17 protein-coding genes and 2 tRNA genes are annotated in these 19,506 nt (G+C 60.6%); 10 read left to right on the plus strand and 9 right to left on the minus strand.

The window, feature by feature from the left end; genetic code table 11:
* The first annotated feature begins 113 nt into the window (after positions 1–113).
* Positions 114–1,052, plus strand: a complete 939-nt coding sequence (locus J2X56_RS06370; protein WP_039785426.1) for a dienelactone hydrolase family protein — start codon at positions 114–116, stop codon at positions 1,050–1,052.
* 186 nt (positions 1,053–1,238) lie between these two features.
* Here the strand turns inward: J2X56_RS06370 and J2X56_RS06375 are convergent, their stop codons facing one another.
* Positions 1,239–2,069, minus strand: a complete 831-nt coding sequence (locus J2X56_RS06375) for an HDOD domain-containing protein (RefSeq protein ID WP_134135966.1) — start codon at positions 2,067–2,069, stop codon at positions 1,239–1,241.
* Positions 2,070–2,542: 473 nt separating this feature from the next.
* On the opposite strand from J2X56_RS06375, the gene argH reads away from it, so the two are divergent.
* The 8 genes from argH to J2X56_RS06415 all read left to right on the plus strand — a co-directional run bounded on the left by argH (position 2,543) and on the right by J2X56_RS06415 (position 9,500).
* Positions 2,543–3,937: an argininosuccinate lyase gene (gene argH, locus J2X56_RS06380; RefSeq protein WP_121041846.1), complete on the plus strand. Its 1,395-nt coding sequence runs from the start codon at positions 2,543–2,545 to the stop codon at positions 3,935–3,937.
* A gap of 311 nt (positions 3,938–4,248) precedes the next feature.
* A complete protein-coding gene (locus J2X56_RS06385) occupies positions 4,249–5,406 on the plus strand; it encodes an ABC transporter substrate-binding protein (RefSeq protein WP_034335504.1) in 1,158 nt (385 codons plus the stop codon).
* Positions 5,407–5,687: 281 nt separating this feature from the next.
* A complete protein-coding gene (locus J2X56_RS06390; RefSeq protein WP_034335502.1) occupies positions 5,688–6,569 on the plus strand; it encodes a branched-chain amino acid ABC transporter permease in 882 nt (293 codons plus the stop codon).
* A gap of 1 nt (position 6,570) precedes the next feature.
* Entirely contained in the window at positions 6,571–7,446 is an 876-nt protein-coding gene (locus tag J2X56_RS06395; protein WP_034335500.1) for a branched-chain amino acid ABC transporter permease, read from the plus strand.
* Positions 7,446–8,207 (plus strand): ABC transporter ATP-binding protein, encoded by a 762-nt coding sequence (locus J2X56_RS06400; RefSeq protein ID WP_121041850.1) that lies wholly within the window; start codon positions 7,446–7,448, stop codon positions 8,205–8,207. Before J2X56_RS06395 ends, J2X56_RS06400 begins: the two co-directional genes overlap by 1 nt.
* A complete protein-coding gene (locus tag J2X56_RS06405; RefSeq protein ID WP_088753394.1) occupies positions 8,204–8,935 on the plus strand; it encodes an ABC transporter ATP-binding protein in 732 nt (243 codons plus the stop codon). The genes J2X56_RS06400 and J2X56_RS06405 overlap by 4 nt, the downstream gene beginning before the upstream one ends.
* Before the next feature lie 137 nt (positions 8,936–9,072).
* Positions 9,073–9,157: transfer RNA gene (locus J2X56_RS06410), tRNA-Leu, on the plus strand.
* A 258-nt stretch (positions 9,158–9,415) separates the two neighbouring features.
* Positions 9,416–9,500: transfer RNA gene (locus J2X56_RS06415), tRNA-Leu, on the plus strand.
* Between the two features lie 200 nt (positions 9,501–9,700).
* Here the strand turns inward: J2X56_RS06415 and J2X56_RS06420 are convergent.
* The 3 genes from J2X56_RS06420 to J2X56_RS06430 all read right to left on the minus strand — a co-directional run bounded on the left by J2X56_RS06420 (position 9,701) and on the right by J2X56_RS06430 (position 11,520).
* A complete protein-coding gene (locus J2X56_RS06420; protein ID WP_134040251.1) occupies positions 9,701–10,012 on the minus strand; it encodes a hypothetical protein in 312 nt (103 codons plus the stop codon).
* A gap of 260 nt (positions 10,013–10,272) precedes the next feature.
* The gene (locus tag J2X56_RS06425) at positions 10,273–10,623 is read right to left on the minus strand and encodes a hypothetical protein (RefSeq protein ID WP_310158996.1); all 351 of its coding nucleotides are present in this window, start codon (positions 10,621–10,623) and stop codon (positions 10,273–10,275) included.
* A 210-nt stretch (positions 10,624–10,833) separates the two neighbouring features.
* A complete protein-coding gene (locus tag J2X56_RS06430; protein WP_310158999.1) occupies positions 10,834–11,520 on the minus strand; it encodes a hypothetical protein in 687 nt (228 codons plus the stop codon).
* A gap of 482 nt (positions 11,521–12,002) precedes the next feature.
* Here J2X56_RS06430 and J2X56_RS06435 point away from each other — a divergent pair, with 482 nt between their 5' ends.
* The gene (locus tag J2X56_RS06435) at positions 12,003–14,222 is read left to right on the plus strand and encodes an alpha/beta hydrolase domain-containing protein (protein WP_310159001.1); all 2,220 of its coding nucleotides are present in this window, start codon (positions 12,003–12,005) and stop codon (positions 14,220–14,222) included.
* 83 nt (positions 14,223–14,305) lie between these two features.
* Here the strand turns inward: J2X56_RS06435 and J2X56_RS06440 are convergent, their stop codons facing one another.
* The 5 genes from J2X56_RS06440 to J2X56_RS06460 are packed head-to-tail and all read right to left on the minus strand — an operon-like array spanning position 14,306 to position 19,506.
* Entirely contained in the window at positions 14,306–15,250 is a 945-nt protein-coding gene (locus J2X56_RS06440) for a glyoxylate/hydroxypyruvate reductase A (protein ID WP_158601258.1), read from the minus strand.
* Positions 15,251–15,260: 10 nt separating this feature from the next.
* On the minus strand, positions 15,261–16,016 hold the full coding sequence (locus J2X56_RS06445; RefSeq protein WP_121041857.1) for a class II aldolase/adducin family protein: 756 nt from the start codon (positions 16,014–16,016) through the stop codon (positions 15,261–15,263).
* Position 16,017: 1 nt separating this feature from the next.
* Entirely contained in the window at positions 16,018–17,547 is a 1,530-nt protein-coding gene (locus J2X56_RS06450; protein ID WP_121041859.1) for an amino acid ABC transporter permease/ATP-binding protein, read from the minus strand.
* A 30-nt stretch (positions 17,548–17,577) separates the two neighbouring features.
* Positions 17,578–18,390 (minus strand): ABC transporter substrate-binding protein, encoded by an 813-nt coding sequence (locus J2X56_RS06455; protein ID WP_121041861.1) that lies wholly within the window; start codon positions 18,388–18,390, stop codon positions 17,578–17,580.
* A 51-nt stretch (positions 18,391–18,441) separates the two neighbouring features.
* Entirely contained in the window at positions 18,442–19,506 is a 1,065-nt protein-coding gene (locus tag J2X56_RS06460; protein ID WP_121041863.1) for an isopenicillin N synthase family oxygenase, read from the minus strand.

Consider the following 19,506-nt stretch of genomic DNA (forward strand, 5'->3'; position numbering starts at 1 on the left):
AATACATACAGTCGTTGCAATCCGTGAAGCTTATTGCTTCAGCGACCATTTTCCCCGTTGACGGGAAAGGCCGTCGGGCAACGATTTGGCATCACTACGGGGAATCAGACATCATGCGACATTGGGGAAAACCGCTGGCTGCGTTCTGCATTGCAGCATCGCTGGCCGTGATCGGCTCCTGGGCGCAGGCCGCGCCCAATTCGGCACCGCCGCCACCACTGGAAGCACGCCGCGTCTCGCTCACCAGCGTGGACAGCAAGGGCGGCAAGGCCACCGCGCTCTATGGCGTCTGGATCAAGGCACGCAAGTCGCTCACCACCAAGGGTCCGGCACCGACCGTGATCGCCCTGCATGGCTGCGGCGGCTTGTACAGCATGGTCAAGGATGGCAAGGGGGAATTCACGCCGCGCCACCTGGCGATGGCACGCGTGCTCAGCGACGCCGGCTACAACGTGCTGTTCCCGGACAGCTTCACCCCGCGCGGTCGCCGCTCCACCTGCCAGGACACCGTGGCCCAGCGCGAAGTCAGCGCCATGAACCGCCGCTACGACGTGCAGGCCGCCCTGCACTGGGTGACTTCGCAGCCGGATGTGGATGTGAAGCGCATCGCCCTGCTGGGCTGGTCGCATGGCGCGTCGACCCTGCTGGCCTCGATCAACCTGGCCGAAACCGACGTGGCCGTGCGCAAGATCCAGCCGCGCGCTGCCGTGGCGTTCTATCCGGATTGCCGCCCCTACGCCAAGACCACCGAGCCCTTCAAACCGGCCGCACCACTCCTGATCCTGATGGGCGAGAACGATGACTGGACGCCGCCCCAGGCCTGCGAAGCCATCGAAGAGAAGATGAAGGGCAGCGACACCGAGATCGCCCTGCGCCTCTATCCCGATACCTATCACGACTTCGACGCGCCCGGCCTGCCGGTGCACGTGCGCATGGATGTGGCCGGCGTGGGCAAGCGCGGTGAAGGCGTCACCAGCGGCGGCAACCCGGATGCGCGCAGCCAGGCGTATCGCTCCATGCTCAACTTCCTGGACGCCAAGCTGAATTACTGACGAAACACTGAGGATCCGGGCCGGCCACGCGCCTCCCGGGTTTTGACAGTACCCTTCACCAACGACAATGCCGGCCCCTTGCGGGAGCCGGCATTGTCGTTTTTTACGTCCTTTTCCTTCACATCGGCCGGAAACCACCGTACTTCGGCGCTCGCCGGCCTGCCCTGTTGGGGCGGATCAGGCCGCTCAGGAGATCAGGTCCTGCATGCCCTCGCCCAGTTCGGCCAGCGGCGGCATGTCCTCGGTGAAGGTGGACAGGCTCAGCCCCAGCTTGGCGGCCACTTCCGTCGGGAAGGTCGATTCCAGTTCGTCGGCCGAGTACTTGTTTTCCTCGGCACGGGCACGCCAGGCGGCCAGATGGACGACCGCGGCGAAGGGATCGAACTCGCCCTTGAGCGGCTGCGGGAAGGCCTTGATGACCTTGGCGAACTCGTCCGGGAAACGCCAGCGGCGTGCCAGCTCGGCCCCCACATCGGCAAAGTCGTAACCGAAGGACTGGCGCTCCACATCCAGGCGGCGCGCATCCAGGGGACCGGCGACCTTGTCGACCTCCAACGCCTGTTCGGGCATGCCGGCGTGCATCACCAGCTGGCCGATGGCATGCATCAGGCCGACCGTGAAGGCAAAATCGGAATTGAGCTTGACCTGCTTCTGCTTGGCCAGCCACTTGGCGACGATGGCCGTATCGAGGCTGTAGCGCCAGAACAGCTTCAGGTCCACGCCGGGCAGCTTCTTGAAACTGCCGGCCATGCCGGTGCTCACCACCAGCGTACGAACCGTCATGAACCCCAGCATCAGCACCGCATCATCGACGGTGCCGATGGTGCGCGAGACGTGGTAATAGGATGAATTGGCCAGGCGCAGGATCTTCGCGCTCAGAACCTGATCTGCGGCCAGCTTTTTGGCGATCTCTTCAATCGAGACCGATTCGTTGTTGAAACTTTCGATGACTTCCTGCACCACCTTGGGAATGCTCGGCAAGGCAGTTTGCTGCTGAAACAGTGCTTCCAAATTCATGCTTCTCTCCTGTAAGACGACCCCCATACATCTCGCTTGAGCGCTTGACAGGACCACCCCCTTGGCATTGTGCAGCTGGACGATGCCCCCACGACACCGGCCGGTGCCGGCATCATCCTGGCTGCGCCGTGGCTGGCAGCCCTGATCTTCTCCGGAAACCTGCAGAACTTCCCCCGGATCAGTCATCGCACCCTGAGTATAGCGTCAGCAAATGTCAGTAGCCCACGGCTTTTTAGCGTCTCAGCAGAGCTTGCGCAAAAACAACAAGCAAAAATGATGCCATCTGGAAACTTCGCCTGCTTTGATGTCGAGAAAAGCTTTTCCAAACCACCCGCTGGGAACGGATGAAAAAAGCGTGCGACAGGCTGGTGATGAAATGCGAAAAATCCGCGTGCCGCAGCATTTCCGGCTGCATGGCCGTGGCCTGGCGCAGTTGTGCTTGCTATAATCGCCCATTCTCCGGAATTCCCTATATGACAGACCAATTTGCTAAAAAGGGCGAAGCCTGGTCGGCTCGCTTTTCTGAACCCGTCTCCGATCTCGTCAAGCGCTATACCGCATCGGTGTTCTTCGACAACCGCATGGCCCAGGTCGACATCCAGGGCTCGCTGGCGCATGCCGAGATGCTGGCCCACCAGGGCATCATCAGCGCGGCCGATTACGCCGAGATCCAGCGCGGCATGGCCCAGATCAAGGGTGAAATCGAGTCCGGCCAGTTCGAATGGCTGCTGGACCTGGAAGACGTCCACCTGAACATCGAAAAGCGTCTGACCGAACTGGTCGGCGACGCCGGCAAGCGCCTGCACACCGGCCGTTCGCGCAACGACCAGGTGGCCACCGACATCCGCCTCTACATGCGCGGTGCGGTCGACGACATCATCGGCCTGCTGCGCGATCTGCGCTTGGCCCTGCTGGACCTGGCCGAGCAGCACGCCGACACCATCCTGCCGGGCTTCACCCACATGCAGGTGGCGCAGCCGATCACCTTCGGCCACCACGTGCTGGCGTATGTCGAGATGTTCGGCCGCGATGCCGAACGCATGATCGACGCCCGCAAGCGCATCAACCGCCTGCCGCTGGGCGCGGCTGCCCTGGCCGGTACCACCTTCCCGATCGACCGCCTGCGCGTGGCCAAGACCCTGGGCTTCGACGACGTGTGCCGCAACTCGCTGGACGCCGTCTCGGACCGTGACTTCGCCATCGAATTCTGCGCCGCTGCTGCGCTGGTGATGACGCACATCTCGCGCATGTCCGAAGAGCTGGTGATCTGGATGAGCCCGCGCGTGGGCTTCATCGACATCGCCGACCGCTTCTGCACCGGCTCGTCCATCATGCCGCAGAAGAAGAACCCGGACGTCCCCGAACTGGCACGCGGCAAGACCGGCCGCGTCAACGGCCACCTGATCGCTCTGCTGACCCTGATGAAGGGCCAGCCCCTGGCCTACAACAAGGACAACCAGGAAGACAAGGAACCGCTGTTCGACACCGTCGACACGCTCACCGATACCCTGCGCATCTTCGCCGACATGGCGCGCGGCATCAGCGTCAAGCCCGAAGCCATGCGCGCGGCCGCCCTGCAGGGCTACGCCACGGCGACCGACCTGGCCGACTACCTGGTCAAGAAGGGCCTGCCCTTCCGCGACGCCCACGAAGCCGTGGCGCATGCGGTGCGGACCTGCGTGGACAAGGGCTGCGACCTGGCCGACCTGTCGCTGGACGACCTGCGTGCCTTCTCCGGGCTGATCGGCGAAGACGTGTTTGCCGTGTTGACGCTCGAAGGCTCGGTGGCCGCACGTGACCACATCGGCGGCACCGCACCCAACCAGGTGCGTGCAGCCATTGCGCAACTGCGCAAGGAACTGAACTAAGTACCATCTCGCACCACCCTCGTCCGCTGGCCGGACGACATTCGCATGCCGCTGTGGCGCGCCCTACCCGGGCGCGTTGCAGCGGGTTGTAATCGCTGGCGCAGCCTGCCTTTTCGGGTATGCTGTGGCGGCTGTATCGAAAGAGACCACACAACGGTCTTCAGAGGATGGAGCACAAGTCCCGGCCATCCCGGGCGTCTTTTGCATCATCCTCGATGAAGGAATCGCCACATGACGTCGCGCCGCGCTGTTGCGCACGGCGCTCCGTGATGCGGACGATTTCTACAATATCTAACTGAGGAGAGAACTCGATGCAATTCAATACCATGCTCAAGACCATTCCGGCCCTGCTGATCGGTGCCACCCTGTCCTCGGCCGCCCTAGCCGCCGACATCAAGCTGGGCGTGGCCGAAGCCCTGACCGGCCCGGCTGCCAAATATGGCGTGGCCATCAAGAACGGCTTCACGCTGGCTTCCGAAGAAATCAATGCCAAGGGCGGCGTCAACGGCGACAAGCTGGCCCTGGTGATCGAAGACGAACAAGGCAAGAAGGAAGAAGCCATCAACGTCTTCAAGAAGCTGATCTTCCAGGACAAAGTACTGGCTGTCTTCGGCCCCACCCTGTCGAACTCGGCCTTCGCTGCCGACCCGATCGCCAACGCCGCCAAGGTCGTGGTGTTCGGCACCAGCAATACCGCTGACGGCATCACTGCCATGGGTCCCTTCACCTTCCGCAATTCCGTGATGGAAGCCGACGTGCTGCCCGTCACCGTCAAGGCGGCCGTGAAGCACTTCGGCATCAAGAAGGTTGCCGTGATCTACGGCAACGACGACGCCTTCACCAAGTCCGGCTATGACGTCTTCAAGGCCACCCTGGAACAGCAGAAGATCCCCGTCACCACCACCGAGGCCTATGCCAAGGGCGACGTCGACTTCAAGGCCCAGCTGACCAAGATCAAGGCCGGCAACCCGGACGCCATCGTCTGCTCCTGCCTGGCGGAAGAAGCCGCCAACATCATCCTGCAAACCCGCGCGCTGGGCATGAAGCAGCCCTTCATCGGCGGCAACGGCCTGAACTCGCCCAAGCTGTTCGAGATCGCCAAGGATGCCGGTGACAACACCCTGATGGGCAGCCCGTGGTCGGCCGAGAACCAGACCCCGGCCAACAAGGCATTCATTGCCGCCTACAAGGCCAAGTTCGGTTCCGATCCCGACCAGTTCGCCGCGCAAGCCTATGACGCCATGTACATCATGGCCGATGCGATCAAGAGCGTGAAGCTCTCCGGCAACCTGGCCAAGGACCGTGACGCCGTGCGCGCTGCACTGCCGGCAGTCAAGATCGACGGCGCTACCGGCAAGTTCGCCTTCCGTGCAGCTCCGGCGGTGGCAGGCAAGCAGGTCGGCTTCGATGCGGACCAGGAAGCCATCGTCAACATCGCCAAGGGCGGCAAGTTCGTCCTGCTGAAGTAAGCACGCCGTGTGACGCAGGCTGGGTGGCCTGCCGGGCAACCGGCAAGCCACCCGCAAGCGACGCTCACCCGGGCGCAGCCGGCAACAGCCGCCGGCTGCCCGCCTGGGAGGGGATATGAAGCAAATCGCCAGGCCGGAACGGGGAACCACCAACTGCCGCATGACGCGGGCGAGTTGAACCCGGCACTACGACGCAACGAGGGAGGGCCCCGCGCAGCATGCACAGTCGTGCAAATTTGCCGGCGCGGCGCAAGGTCTCCCATCACCTATCGCAGGTTCCAATGTTAGAACAACAGCTCATCAATGCCCTTTCGCTGGGCAGCGTGTACGCGCTCTTCGCGCTCGGATTCACGCTGGTCTTTGGCGTTCTGGGCGTGATCAATCTTTCGCACGGCGCCATCTTCATGCTGGGCAGCTATGCCGCCCTGCTGCTGGTGGAGCAGATGGCCCTGCCCCTGTGGGTGGCGCTGCTGCTGGCCATGGTGGCCACCGGCACCCTCGGCCTCATCATCGACGTGCTGGTCCTGAAGCCACTGCGCAAACGAAATGCGCCCCACCTGATCCCCATGATCGCCACCATTGGCGTGGCCATCATGATCACCAACATCTCGCAGGGCATCTTCGGTGCCGAGAACAAGCGCTTCCCCCAGGGCACCATCCCTGAAGACAGCGTGAGCCTGGGCAACCTGCACATCACCGCCGTGCAGGTGGCGATCATCGTGATCGCCTTCGTGCTGATGGTGGTGCTGCTGGGCGTGATGCGCAAGACCCAGCTCGGCCGCGCGCTGCGCGCCATCGCCGAGTCGCCCAAGGCGGCTTACCTGCTGGGCATCAACGTCGAAGGCCTGTTCCTGCTGACCTCCTTCGCTGCAGCGGCACTGGGTGGTGCGGCCGGCGTGCTGGTGGGCGTGTCCTTCAATGCGATCTCGCCCTTCATGGGGCAGCCGATGCTGCACAAGGGCATCGCCGTCATCATTCTGGGTGGCATGGGCGATATCCGTGGCGCCATGATCGGCGGCCTCTTCCTCGGCTTTGCCGAGGTGCTGACGGTGGCCTATATCTCCAGCGACTTCCGCGATGCGGTGGCGTTCGGCCTCCTGTTCCTGATCCTGCTGGTAAAACCCTCCGGCATGTTTGGCAAAGTGCTGGAAAGGAAGGCATAAGATGGGCTTCATGGAATGGTGGGATGGCTTCTGGGCCACCTACAACACAGTCATTTTCAGCATCGGCGTCAACGCCATGCTGGCACTCTCGATCTACGTCACCCTGTCCTGCGGCCTGCTGTCGCTGGCCAATGCGGCCTTCATGGGCATCGGTGCTTACACCGCGTCGCTGTTGACGATGCAGTTCGACATGCCCTTCCCCATCGCGCTGGCCGCCGGCGGCGTGCTGCCCTCGCTGGTGGCGCTGGTGATCGGCATCCCGACACTGCGTCTGTCGGGCGTATATCTGGCCATGGCCACGCTGGGCTTTGGCGAAGTGGTCCGCGTGATCGTCCTCAACCTGGAGATCACCGGCGGCCCGATGGGCCTCAATGGCGTCCCGCCGATCACCGAGTGGTGGCACATCGTGCTGCTGCTGGGCGTGACGATCTATGCGCTGGCCCGCCTGCGCCGCTCCAAGACCGGCCGCGCCTTCGAAGCCATCAAGGAAGATGAAGTCGCAGCGCGCCTGATGGGCGTGAACGTGGCCGGCTACAAGCTCTTGGCCTTCGTCATCGGTGCTGCCATTGCGGGTGTGGCCGGTGGCCTCAACGCGCACTTCACCTTCACCATCGGCCCCAACAACTATGGTTTCGAGAACGCGGTCGACATCCTGACCATGGCCGTCTTCGGTGGCACCAGCAACCTGATCGGTCCGATGATCGGCTCGACGATTCTTTCGCTGCTGCCGGAAGTGCTGCGTCATTTCAAGGACTTCCGCCTGGCCATCAATGGCCTGATCCTGATCCTGGTGGTGCTGTACCTGCCCAAGGGCATCTGGGACCCGCGCCGCATCCGCGCCTTCCTGGGCCGCAACGCTGAGAAGAAGGTGAAGTAATGCTTTTACAACTGAACGACATCAGCAAGAACTTCGGCGGCCTGCAAGTGCTGCAGGGTGTGAACTTCAACGTCAAGGAAGGCGAGATCTTCGGCCTGATCGGCCCCAACGGTGCCGGCAAGACCACGGTCTTCAACCTCATCACGGGCCTGCTGCGCGCCTCCTCCGGCAGCATCCGTTTCAATGACGACGACATCGGTGCCGTCGCCCCGCACAAGATCACCGAGCGCGGCATTGCCCGCACCTTCCAGAACATCCGCGTGTTCAAGGAAATGACGTTGCTGGAGAACGTGGTGGTCGGCATGCACGAGCACCTGAACTATGGCGTGGCCAGCATGCTTTTCAACCTCGGCGGCTTCCGCAAGGCCGAGCAGGAAGCGCGCGAACGTGCACTGGAACTGCTGTCCTGGGTGCGCCTGGATCACAAGGCGCACATGCTGGCCGACAGTCTGTCCTATGGCGAGCAGCGCAAGCTGGAGTTCGCGCGTGCGCTGGCGACCAAGCCCAAGCTGCTGTTGCTGGACGAGCCGGTGGCCGGCATGAACCCGGCCGAGAAGACCGAGCTGATGAGCGAGATCGTCAACATCAAGGCGCGCGGTTTCACCATCTTCATGATCGAGCATGACATGCGTTTCGTCATGGGCCTGTGCGAGCGCATCGCGGTGCTGAACTTCGGCAAGATCATCGCCGAGGGCACCCCGGACCAGATCAAGAACAACCAGGAAGTGATCGAGGCCTATCTCGGCAAGGAAGAAGCATGAGCGCCAGCGGCAACAAGCAACCCATTCTGCAGGTCGAGGACCTGGCGGTGGCCTATGGCCACATTGAAGCGGTCAAGGGCATCAGCCTGTCCCTGAACGAAGGCGAGATCACCGCGCTGGTCGGTGCCAATGGTGCCGGCAAGAGCACGTCGCTGCTGGCCATCTCCGGCCTGGTGAAGGCGCAGCGTGGCCGTGTGCTGCTCAACGGGCAGGATCTGCTGCAGATGTCGCCGCACCGCATCGTCGAATCCGGCGTGGTGCAGGTGGCCGAAGGCCGCGCCACGCTGACCACGCTGACCGTCGAAGAGAACCTGGCCCTGGGCGCTTATACGCGCAAGGACAAGGACGGCGTGGCGCGTGATCTGGAGTGGGTGTATTCCCTCTTCCCGGTCTTGAAGAACCGTGCGGCCGGACTGGCGGGCAATCTCTCGGGTGGTGAGCAGCAGATGCTGGCCATTGGCCGTGCGCTGATGGCCAAGCCCAAGGTCTTGTTGCTGGATGAACCGTCGATGGGGCTGGCCCCGTTGATCATCCAGGAAATCTTCCGCATCGTGCAGGAGATCAACAAGACCGGCATGACGGTGCTGCTGGTGGAACAGAACGTGCGCCAGGCGCTGCGCATTGCGCAACGCGGCTATGTGCTGGAGACGGGCAAGATCGTGCTGGAGGATAGCGGTGCGAATCTGCTGGGCAATCCGAAGGTGGTGGAGGCTTATCTGGGGGGCTGATGCGCTTGATCTGTTGCATGTGACGGGGCTGGAGAAAAAATAATAAAAAATTTCTCAATTAGGTGTTGACCATCAGCCTGATAGGCCTTAATATGCAGCCTCTTTCAAGCACAGCAAGTCACCGCTGATGCCAGAAGGCCCACGTGGCGGAATTGGTAGACGCGCATGGTTCAGGTCCATGTGCCGCGAGGTGTGGGGGTTCGAGTCCCTCCGTGGGCACCAGACATAAAAGGTCGGTTGATGAAAATCAACCGGCCTTTTGCGTTTCTTGGATTGGAAAATAGTTTTACTTGCTGATGGTTTCTTTGAAAACTATCTCTTCAAATTGTTAGTTTTTAGTAGCTCGCTTCATTCTTGAGCAGTCTTTTTTTACTTAGTTTTTTAAGAATAAAAAACTTAAAAAAACAGGTGACAACTTAAAAGTTTGCCCTTAGAATGCAGCCTCTTTCAAGCAATGCAGTTTGAACGCATTTGCAGAAGGCCCACGTGGCGGAATTGGTAGACGCGCATGGTTCAGGTCCATGTGCCGCGAGGTGTGGGGGTTCGAGTCCCTCCGTGGGCACCAAAATAGAAAAGGTCGATTGACGAAAGTCAGTCGGCCTTTTGTATTTTGGGGTCCACGAGCAAGGCGCCTGCGCGCCTTGCAAGGCCGGACGGGGTCGCGGGACGTGACCGAGGTCCTCCGTGGGCACCAAGCCCAAATATTTCTACAAATGCACGAATATGCATAGCTACTTTCTAACGAGTTATCTTGTTTAGCCCGGACTATTCCACACGCAAGCTAAGTTTTAGTAACAAGCCTGGCACAACCTTTTTAACAGACTTCGAGCTACCAGAGTCAACAGTATCAATAACCATCAAGTCTTGATAGCAACGAATAATAGTGTTGTTGGCTCTCAGAATGAAGGGTGCTGTCTTATATGAAGTGACATTGACCTTCCAGCCGACACGCTGCATCTCAAAAAAAGAAATTAAGTTCAGATAAACAGCATCATCCATCGGGAGTATGCGCTTCGAAATCAATTCTCCGTTGGGCGCATATGATTCCAGGATCACCTGTGATGGCAGTTCTTTCAAGGGACTCTCTCCATCGCATCCCGGCAATATGAAAAATAAGACCATCAGGAAAACCAATCGGCAAAGAGAATGTTGCATATCGACCGCCTAAAATTTGGAATCGCGTCCCTCGGAGCGAGCCCGAAGAATCTCTGCTTTATATAGTTGAACTGCGCTGCAGTAAAATCTCGACAGCTATTGGTCAAGGCATTGTAGGGAGCGACATCCAGTTACTCGACGGCTAACTCCATCTCATCTTGTGTCTCGCGGCAGGATCAAGCTCAAAGCGAGTGCAAATTATCAATCTCCAAATCAATACGCCCTGCACCGCGGTCGATTAACGTGCATTCCAACGAGAGGTCAGACCGGCCCTCCTCAGCCGTCCAAAGATCAAAGCGAACAGACCAGGTTGGGCTAGCGGCATTCCTGACTTCAATCGCATCGATACCGGCGAATGCAGTGTCGGGCGGAATAACCAACGTCCCACCGTATCTCAAGACAGCATCACGCATCAGGTCGGCGGAAAGGCGAATACCACGTGAACGGCGCTGGGCCGCTTCGTAATCACCCGCGACTAGCCATGAAATGAGCTGACGAATCAGAGTGATAAGTCGTTGATCAAACATGTTCATGTGTTCGCATTCCTGGAAATCCGGGTGGCTGTATCTGCACGATGCTAGCCGGGCAATATTCCGTTTCAGCTATATTTTCTGCGCCTGAGGAACGTCTTCTCAAGATCTGCTCCCGAGGGAGCTTTTAATTCCAGCACGGAAAACACGCGTCATGCCGCTTTTTCGAATGAAAGCCATGTCGCTGCCAATCGAGCGGCACAGCCTATTTCCTTACGTTCGCAAAATTCGACGCATTCTCTCTTTGTAATTTAAGGATCGTCTGTGCTGCCATTCGATATCGGGGTTAACACATGCATATTTCAGCTCACCTTTTTTCAGGGCCTCTTTCGCCTGAGCGATTTCACCATTGCGCATGGACAAAATAGCCGAATAGATAAATGGATCAGCCGATCTCGGCTTTCCCCCCTGCATTATGTTAGCCGGATATTCATCAATATTTTCGAGGGCATTCGCCAATTGATCAGGCCTCGATAGCGAAGAAATGAATGGAATTCCGAATGTATCCAAGTCTTCAAAAAATCTCATGCATCCAGATTCAAATGATTTCCGATAATCATCGCGGTAGTTTTGCATCAAGTCCGGGTTGTTGTTCCAACGCAGCCATAGCAGCTCCACGGACAATACCCCAATCGAATTCCCTTCCAAACCTGGCATCTCATCAAGCCACAAATCTTTTTCACGAAATTCTTCAGCCACATCTCGTGAGCATAAAATTATTGCGCTTCGAAAGGTGCTCTCATCCCATTGCGAAAGCGTTTTTCTTGGAAAAATTTTTAGCCTGATCTCCGGATAGAAAATACACTGATTTTCATCATCGGACGCACATAATCTATAGCCGCGATCATGCATCCCTGAAATCAGGGATGACTTATTTTTGATCCAATTGGTAAATTTCATCTTTATATCGCTGCCGGTTAAGCAGCACTCTATTCAGCGGCCATCAGACTTCTGCCTCTGAGGTCGCTTTACCATGTCACCACATCCCCATTTTTTACGCGTCCAGAAGTGACAATCAAGCTGTCCCGATACTGACACTCATCAAGCTCCTTGGATTACCAAAGACTGCGCCGAAGCTCATTGCAATAGTGTAACCGGCGTCTTCAAATGCTTTCGCTTCCGGGTATCAAGGACCTGCCATTGCACGGCGCGTACACCTGTTTGCACAAAACTATTGCTCAGCTCGATACGCACTCAACTTCTCTCGCGTCACCAGCAGAAAACTTATCGGCGACGTCACTCACAGAACTGATCAATCATCTTTCCCTTGAGTCTGTATTCCATAAAGATGAAATCACCGAAGGTGACGCTAGCGATAAAAACCCGTCATCCCAGTTTGCGGTAGGCTTGGTCTTCCTCGTTCCCACAAAATCACGGAGACCATGAAAACCACCCTCACCTTGCTGGCCCTCGTCGCTGGCACGGCAGCCACGGGACAGACGCTCGCCGCCAACTCACCTGCCAGGCCGTCCGGCTACATCGACCAGCTTGAAATCACCCAGACCGCCGATGCCTTCGGTGGCGCAACGCCAGCCGGTGCGGCCGGCCCCTACCAGTTGATCTCGGGCGTCGTGCACGGCAAGCTCAATCCGCTTCACCCGGACAATGCCAGCATCACCGATCTCGACAAGGCCCCCAGAGACGCCCATGGCTACGTTTCCTACACGACCGACTTCGTGATCCTGCGTCCGAAGTCGGCGACCCAGGCACGTCGCGTGCTCTTCTATGACGTGGCCAATCGTGGCCGCAAGCTGGCCGAGGAATTCTTCATCGGCGGCAAATCCCTGCGCAACGGCCCGGCTCCCGGCGACACCTACCCTTCCCTGCTGCGCGCCGGCTACACCATCGTCTGGAGTGGATGGCAGGGTGATCTGAAGCAATCGGGCGCGGCCATCGACGGCGCACTGGGCACACAATTCCCGGTGGTCACGAACAAGGATGGTTCCGCCATCACCGGTCTGAGCCGCGAAGAATACATCCCCGACTTCCATCAGGGAAACAACGAATTCAAACTCTCGTACGCACCTGCCTCCCTGCGCGACAAATCGCAAGTGAGTTTCACCGTGCGCCAGACCTGGCGCAATGCGCAGGGCCAGCAGGATTACCAGGCTCCTTCTGCGCCGGTGACCGACTGGCATTACGAACCCAAGGCGGACGGCAGCGTGAACGTGGTCTTCACTCCGCCCGCTGCAGTCCCCGGCCCCGCAGGCGGGACCGTGCCCGCCGACCAGGGCAGCATCTACAGCTTCGTCTATCCCGCCGCCCATCCCAAGGTGATGGCGATCGGCTTTGCCGCGGTCCGCGACCTGGTGAGCTTCCTGCGCGATGCGCCTGCCGATGCCAGAGGCACGGCCAATCCCCTCAACGATATGAAGAACGCCGCCTGCGTCGAACAACAGTCCTGCACGGCGCGCGACAAGCGCAATGTTGACTTGACTATCGGTGAAGGTATTTCACAGTCGGGCCGCTTCATGCGCGACTTCCTCTACATGGGATTCAACAAGAATGCGCAGGGCAACAAGGTCTTCGACGGCATGATGGCCATCATCCCGGGCGGACGCCGCACCTGGATCAATGAACGCTTTTCCCAGCCAGGCCGCTGGTCCAAGGGCCATGAAGAACACTGGATGCCGGGCGACCAGTTTCCCTTCGCCTACAACGTGATGAAAGATCCCGTCAGTGGCGTCACCGATGGCTTGCTCAAGCGATGCACTGCCAGCGCCACTTGCCCGAAGATCATGCAGATCGATGGCAGCTTTGAATGGTGGGGAGGACGCGGTGCACTGGTGGTGACCGACGGCGCGGGCAAGGATCTGATCTTGCCGGACAACGTGCGCTATTACCTGATCTCAGGCACCCAGCACGCGGGCGGAGCCGGCATCAGGAATGGCGTGGTGAAGCGGAACGGCAAGGACAGCATGTGCCAGTTCCCGGCCAGCCCCGTAACGCAGGCTCCCGTGCTGCGCGCCATGATTCCGGCGATGGAAAACTGGCTGGCGAAAGACCGGTTGCCGCCACCCTCGCGCTACCCCACGGTGGCCAGCGGCACGGCGGTCACGCCGGACCAGGCCTCGATTGGTTTCCCTGCACTGGACAACGTACTGGTACCACTGGCCGACTCCTCGGGGACAGTCACGCCAACCCCACTGCAGTTGGCCTACAGCGGCATCCACAATCCGCTGGCCGTCACCGATTATCGCAACGCCATCCCGGTCGTGGATGTCACGCGGCCCTACCGCATTCTGGTGCCCAAGGTTGATGCCGATGGCAATGAGCTGGGCGGCATCGCCCAGCCGGAAGTGGCAGTACCACTGGCTACTTACACGGGATGGAACCTGCGCGCCGGCGGCCACGCGCAAGGGGAAACCTGCTCTTCGCTGGGCAGCGCAATTCCTTTCGCCGTGAGTGGTGCGAGCAGGAGCAGCAGTGATCCCCGGCCTGCACTCGACCAGCGCTACCATGGCCGGGCAGACTATGCCGCGCAGATCAAGGCCGCTGGCGACAAGTTGGTGCAGGAAGGCTATCTGCTACCACTGGATGCCGAACACCTGTTTGCGGCTCATGCGCAACAGGTGTCGCCGCAATTGATTCCGCAACCCTGAGTGATGTTGCCGGGTCCATGGGCGCAGGCCGGCCCATGGACTGCATGTTCACGTATTCAGGTGAGGCAGCTTTCCGGTAGGCCCTAATACCCCAGACCGCGATCAACACCATTCAGCACAGGCTGCCCGCTGCGTACCCGCTGCAAATTGTCCAGAATCTGTCCGACGATCACCTCAGGCTGCGCACTCGACGCCATATGCGGCGTAACCACCACGCGCGGGTGCGACCACAACGCGTTGGATGCGGGCAACGGTTCCTGCGCAAAGACATCCAACACGGCCCCGCGCAAATGCTGCCGGTCCAGTGCTTCCAGCAGGTCCTCCTCCACCAGATGCTCTCCCCGGCCGCAATGCACCAGCGCTGCACCCGGCTTCATCGCCGCAAATACGTCGCGCCCCAGCAGCTTGCGGGTGGCATCGGTCAGCGGCAAGAGGCAGACCACGATATCGGGTGCCTGCAGGAATGCATGAAGCGCATCGTCACCGGCACAGGTGCTAACCCCATCGATGTGATGCACGGAACGCGACCAGCCACTGACAGTGAAACCCTGGCCTCGCAACACCCCGGCCAGATGGCTCCCCAGAGCACCCAGCCCCATCAGGCCGACATGGGTCTGATGCGCCGGCTTTTGCGTCGGGATCTTCCACACGCGCTGTACCTGCTGCTGCAGCGCCTGGTCCAGCGCGCGGTGGTAATACAGCACGGCCCACAAGACGTACTCGGCCATTCCTGCCGCCAGCGCGGGATCAACGATGCGGCACACCGGCACAAGAGGGTGAGCCCGCGCAGCGCCGAGCACATGATCGACTCCGGCTGCAATGGAAGAAATCAGGCGCAGATTGGGCAAGCGCTCGATGACCCCGGCCGGCGGATACCAGCCGGCGACCGCCTCCACATCGCCCGCATCGGGCAGGTCCGGCCACAGCCGCACTTGCAGCTCCGGCATGCGGCGCGCGGCCTCTTCACGAAACACCGCGTGCAGGTCGCTGAGGTCATCGGTCGCGCTGCAAATCAACAAGGTCGGCATGGCGTGGCCCTCAGTCGCGGTAGGAAGGATCCAGTCGGTCCAGGCGCCGCAGCCAGGCTTGCCACAGGATCTGGCGCTCATGTTCGACGCTTTGCAGCTGCTCGCAGGCGTGCTGGCTCAAGTGCGCGGCAATCTCGGTAACCGGTCCGGCGACTGTGGCCATTTGCGCGGCAGCCATCTGGATCTCGCACGCGCGATTGAGGTAGAACATGATCGCAAACGCATCGGCCACCGTGGCCCCCACTGACAAGAGGCCATGGTGGCGCAACAGCAAGGCGATGTTGTTGCCCAGCGATTGCTGGATGCGTGTACGTTCATCCAGATCGAAGGCCACGCCCTCATAGGCATGCACGCCGACCCGCTGGTGGAACTCGGTACTGATCTGGTTGAGCTGCAGCAGCCCCTGCTCGCAGGCTGCCACGGCCATGCCGGGCAGCGTGTGGGTATGCAGCACGCAGTGGGCATCCTCGCGCGCCATGTGCACGGCACTGTGGATGGTGAAGCCGGCGACGTTGTAGTCGGCCTTGCCCGATACCACGCGGCCTTGCAGGTCCACCACCAGCAGGTCGCTGGCACGCACTTCGTCAAACATCAGCCCGAAAGGATTGATGAGGAAACGGTCCTCCTCGGGGGCCGCGTTGTCCGCACGCGGCAGCCGCACCGAAAAGTGCGTGTAGAGCGTGTCATCCCAGCCGAACAGTGCGGCCAGCCGGTAAGCGGCCGCCAGGTCGCGGCGCAGGACGAGTTCATCGGGTGTCGTAGTCATCTCAAGCATCCAATCCCATGAAGCGGCGCACGCGCAGGGTAGCGGCGTCGGTTGCGGTGGCCTCCCGGATCTGCCGGGGCGAAGCATCCAGTTGCACGCGGCCGTTTTCCATGAACAGCACGCGGTCGGAGATGGTCAGCGCAAAGTCCATCTCGTGGGTGACGATCACCATCGTCATGCCCTCCTGCGCCAATTCCTGGATCACCTTCAAGACCTCGCCAACCAGTTCAGGGTCCAGTGCCGAGGTCGGTTCGTCAAACAGCATCACGTCAGGCGACATGGCCAGCGCCCGGGCAATGGCCACCCGTTGCTGCTGGCCGCCGGAGAGCTGGTGCGGGTATTTGTGCTGGTGCGCCAGCAGGCCCACCTTGTCGAGCAATTGCAGGGCCCGGGTCTGGCGCAGCGCCGGCTCGCCCGGCTGGCGGTGGTAGCGCGGTGCCAGCAGCACGTTGTCCAGTACGCTCAGGTGCGGAAACAGGTTGAAACCCTGGAACACCATGCCGATACGGCCGATGCCATTGCGTACCAGGCTGGACTCCAGCGAGGCGTTGGCGCTGATATAGCCTTCGCCGAAGAGGATGATTTCACCCTGGTCGATCTTCTCCAGCGCATTGATGGTGCGGATCAGCGACGTCTTGCCGGAGCCCGAAGGACCGATGATGGACACCACCTCGCCCGCCCTCACGCTCAGGTTCACGCCCTTGAGCACCTCATGCGCACCATAGGCTTTATGGATGCCGATCAGCTCCAGTGCACTCGGCTGCCCTGCCGCCTGGGGCACTGCCGGTGCGACAGGCGGTTTGCCGAGATGGCTGCGCAAGGCGCTGCACTGGTCCTCACTGAGGGTTGCGGGATGGCGCTTCTGGAGATCCAGGCGCCGCTCCAGCCAGCCCAATAGCGTGCTGAAGAGAGTCACCAGCAGCACGTAATACACGGCCACGCCAAGCAGGGTTTCCATCACCAGGAAATTCTGCGAATACAGGCGCAGGCCCGTCATCAGCAACTCCGGCAAGGAGATCACCGACACCAGCGACGTGAGCTTGATGATGGTGACGTATTCGTTGATGAGAGTGGGCAAGGCAATGCGGAAGGCCTGCGGCATGACGATCAACCGCATCGTGCCCAGGCGGCTCAACGCCAGTGCTCGCCCTGCTTCGCGCTGTCCGCGTGCAACCGACTGCAGGCCGCTGCGATGAATTTCCGCCATGTAGGCCGCCTCGGTCAGCACCATGGCCACCAGCCCGGCAAAGAAGGGATCACCGACAACGGCGCGGGTCAGCGGAAAAATTTGCGGCAGGTTGAAGACCACCACCACCACGACCAGCAGCGGCAGGCTGCGGAACAGCCAGATATACAGCCCGGCGGCCCAATTGATCCAGCGCGTGCCGGAGGTACGGGCGCAGGCCAGCAAGAAGCCCAGCACCATGCCCAGTACCCACACCAGCGAACCCAGTTCGACCACCGTGAGACACGCGCGCCAGAAGATCCCCATTGAAAAGAGGGACCAGAAATACGACCAATCCAATGCCATGCGAGGGCTCCCGGTGGTTCAAGGTCGACGTTACTTGGCGACTGCTACAGGCTCAAGATCGTATTTCTTGATGAGGGCCGCGTATTCCCCGCTGGCCTGTCCTGCCGCCAGCGCTTTCTGCAAAGCCTGATACAAGGCGGTATTACCCTTCTTGACGTAGATGCCCAGCGTCTGCGGATACACCAGGGCCGGCGAACTGATGACGATGCGGCCCTTGCTGCGCTCGGCCAGCATCTTGGCGGCACCGGCGATTTCCATCTGGGCCTGGATGTTCTTCGACAGCAGGGCCTGCGAGGCTTCCGGCGCGGTCGGGAATTCGCTCACGGCCACGGCCGGCTTGCCCTGGGGCACACAGTATTCGGCCGAGAGTTTCTTCAAGGCGTTGACCCAGCTGGTCCCTGCTTGCAGGCCGACCTTGAGGCCACACAGGTCGTTTTCGCTCTTGGGCATGACGCCGCCATCCTTGGCCACCATGATGGCCGCACCGGTCTTGCCGTAGGCAATGGCATCAGCCTGAGCAGTGCGCTCGGGCGTGATGTACATACCGGAAATGATCGCATCGAACTGACCACCGCCCAGGCCCAGGATCAGGCTGGGGAACTTGGTATCGATGAAGGAAGGCTTGAGCTTCAATTCCCGGCCCAGCATCTCGGCGATGTCCGGATCGAAACCGACGACCTTGTCGCCCTGCCAGGATTCAAAAGGGGGATAGGTGATTTCCATGCCGACCTTGAGCTGGCCGGGGACCATGGTCTGCGCGGACGCTGCTACCGGCAGCAAGGCTGACAGGGCCAGCGTGAGCAGGTTGCGCTTGAACGAAATGCGGCGGGCGGTGTGGGTCATGGCGCGGAACTCCTTCTGTAAGCGGGCTAAAAAAGAAATGTGGACGAGATCTCAATGACCGGCCGTCGTCCGGGGCCGGGTATAACCAAAACTGCCGGGCTTCAATGCGTCCGCAGACATCGCCAACTCGCCTGCTTCCACCTTGCGCTTGAGGTAGGTATAAGTCTGCTGAGCCTGCGCATACATGTGTTCTCCGATGGACAGCTCACCGTAACGGGTCGCGTCTTCAGATCCGCTGGCAAATTGCGGCAAGGGGCTGATGCGCGTGTGATAGTCGCAGGCGAAAAACAGCGGGAAGGAATAGCGTTCCTGCTGCACCTTGCGCACGCGGTGCGACGTGGCGGGGAAGGCGCCCGCGGTCATCACTTCGAGCATGTCGCCGATATTGATGACGAAGGCTTCCTCGCCGGCCACCGAACAGGGTGGCGCGTCGATCCAGGCGCCCTGGTCGTTCATCACTTCCAGGCCGGGCTGATCGGCCAGCAGCAGGGTGAAGCATTCGTAATCCGTGTGGGCACCGATGCCGGGCGCATCGACCGCTTCCAGGTCGACCGGATAATGAATCAGGCGCAGCTTCGAGGGCGGACAGGTCACCAGGGACTCGAAGGCATCCTCGGGCTGGCCCAGCGCCAGGGCAAAGCCACGGAACAAGGTGCGGCCAAGCGCGAACACCGCCTCGTAATAACGGGAGACGGCCTCCTTGAAACCCGGTAGCTCGGGCCATTTGTTGTTGCCGATCAGGGGCGTGCCGGCCAGTACCAGCGGGTGGTCATCCGGCACCTCGAAACCGATGTCGAAGGCTTCCTTGTGATCGGGCCGGCCCTTGGAATAGACCTCTTCGCCCTCGGGCACATAGCCCTTGTGGCCCCAGGCATCGCCGATGTAATAGCGCATCTTCCACGGCATCGGCTGCGCAAACAGCGCGCGGCTGGCCTCGCGCAGGCCGGCGATCAACTGCGGATCGATCCCGTGGCCGGTGATGTAGAAAAATCCGACCTCGCGCGCCGCCGCTCCCAGCTGATCGGCAACCGCCTGGCGCTGTGCCGGCTCGTCGCGATAAAGGCCGCTGATATCGATCACGGGCAAGGCCGTGAAATTGCGCTGTCCGGTGTGCAT

Source organism: Herbaspirillum sp. 1173, from assembly GCF_031455335.1.
Lineage (GTDB): Bacteria > Pseudomonadota > Gammaproteobacteria > Burkholderiales > Burkholderiaceae_D > Herbaspirillum > Herbaspirillum huttiense.

Coding starts and splice junctions, on each gene's coding strand:
- J2X56_RS06370 (WP_039785426.1), top strand. CDS start 114: ATGCGACATTGGGGAAAACCGCTGGCTGCGTTCTGCATTGCAGCATCG.
- J2X56_RS06375 (WP_134135966.1), bottom strand. CDS start 2,069: ATGAATTTGGAAGCACTGTTTCAGCAGCAAACTGCCTTGCCGAGCATT.
- argH (WP_121041846.1), top strand. CDS start 2,543: ATGACAGACCAATTTGCTAAAAAGGGCGAAGCCTGGTCGGCTCGCTTT.
- J2X56_RS06385 (WP_034335504.1), top strand. CDS start 4,249: ATGCAATTCAATACCATGCTCAAGACCATTCCGGCCCTGCTGATCGGT.
- J2X56_RS06390 (WP_034335502.1), top strand. CDS start 5,688: ATGTTAGAACAACAGCTCATCAATGCCCTTTCGCTGGGCAGCGTGTAC.
- J2X56_RS06395 (WP_034335500.1), top strand. CDS start 6,571: ATGGGCTTCATGGAATGGTGGGATGGCTTCTGGGCCACCTACAACACA.
- J2X56_RS06400 (WP_121041850.1), top strand. CDS start 7,446: ATGCTTTTACAACTGAACGACATCAGCAAGAACTTCGGCGGCCTGCAA.
- J2X56_RS06405 (WP_088753394.1), top strand. CDS start 8,204: ATGAGCGCCAGCGGCAACAAGCAACCCATTCTGCAGGTCGAGGACCTG.
- J2X56_RS06425 (WP_310158996.1), bottom strand. CDS start 10,623: ATGAACATGTTTGATCAACGACTTATCACTCTGATTCGTCAGCTCATT.
- J2X56_RS06430 (WP_310158999.1), bottom strand. CDS start 11,520: ATGAAATTTACCAATTGGATCAAAAATAAGTCATCCCTGATTTCAGGG.
- J2X56_RS06435 (WP_310159001.1), top strand. CDS start 12,003: ATGAAAACCACCCTCACCTTGCTGGCCCTCGTCGCTGGCACGGCAGCC.
- J2X56_RS06440 (WP_158601258.1), bottom strand. CDS start 15,250: ATGCCGACCTTGTTGATTTGCAGCGCGACCGATGACCTCAGCGACCTG.
- J2X56_RS06445 (WP_121041857.1), bottom strand. CDS start 16,016: ATGACTACGACACCCGATGAACTCGTCCTGCGCCGCGACCTGGCGGCC.
- J2X56_RS06450 (WP_121041859.1), bottom strand. CDS start 17,547: ATGGCATTGGATTGGTCGTATTTCTGGTCCCTCTTTTCAATGGGGATC.
- J2X56_RS06455 (WP_121041861.1), bottom strand. CDS start 18,390: ATGACCCACACCGCCCGCCGCATTTCGTTCAAGCGCAACCTGCTCACG.
- J2X56_RS06460 (WP_121041863.1), bottom strand. CDS start 19,506: ATGCACACCGGACAGCGCAATTTCACGGCCTTGCCCGTGATCGATATC.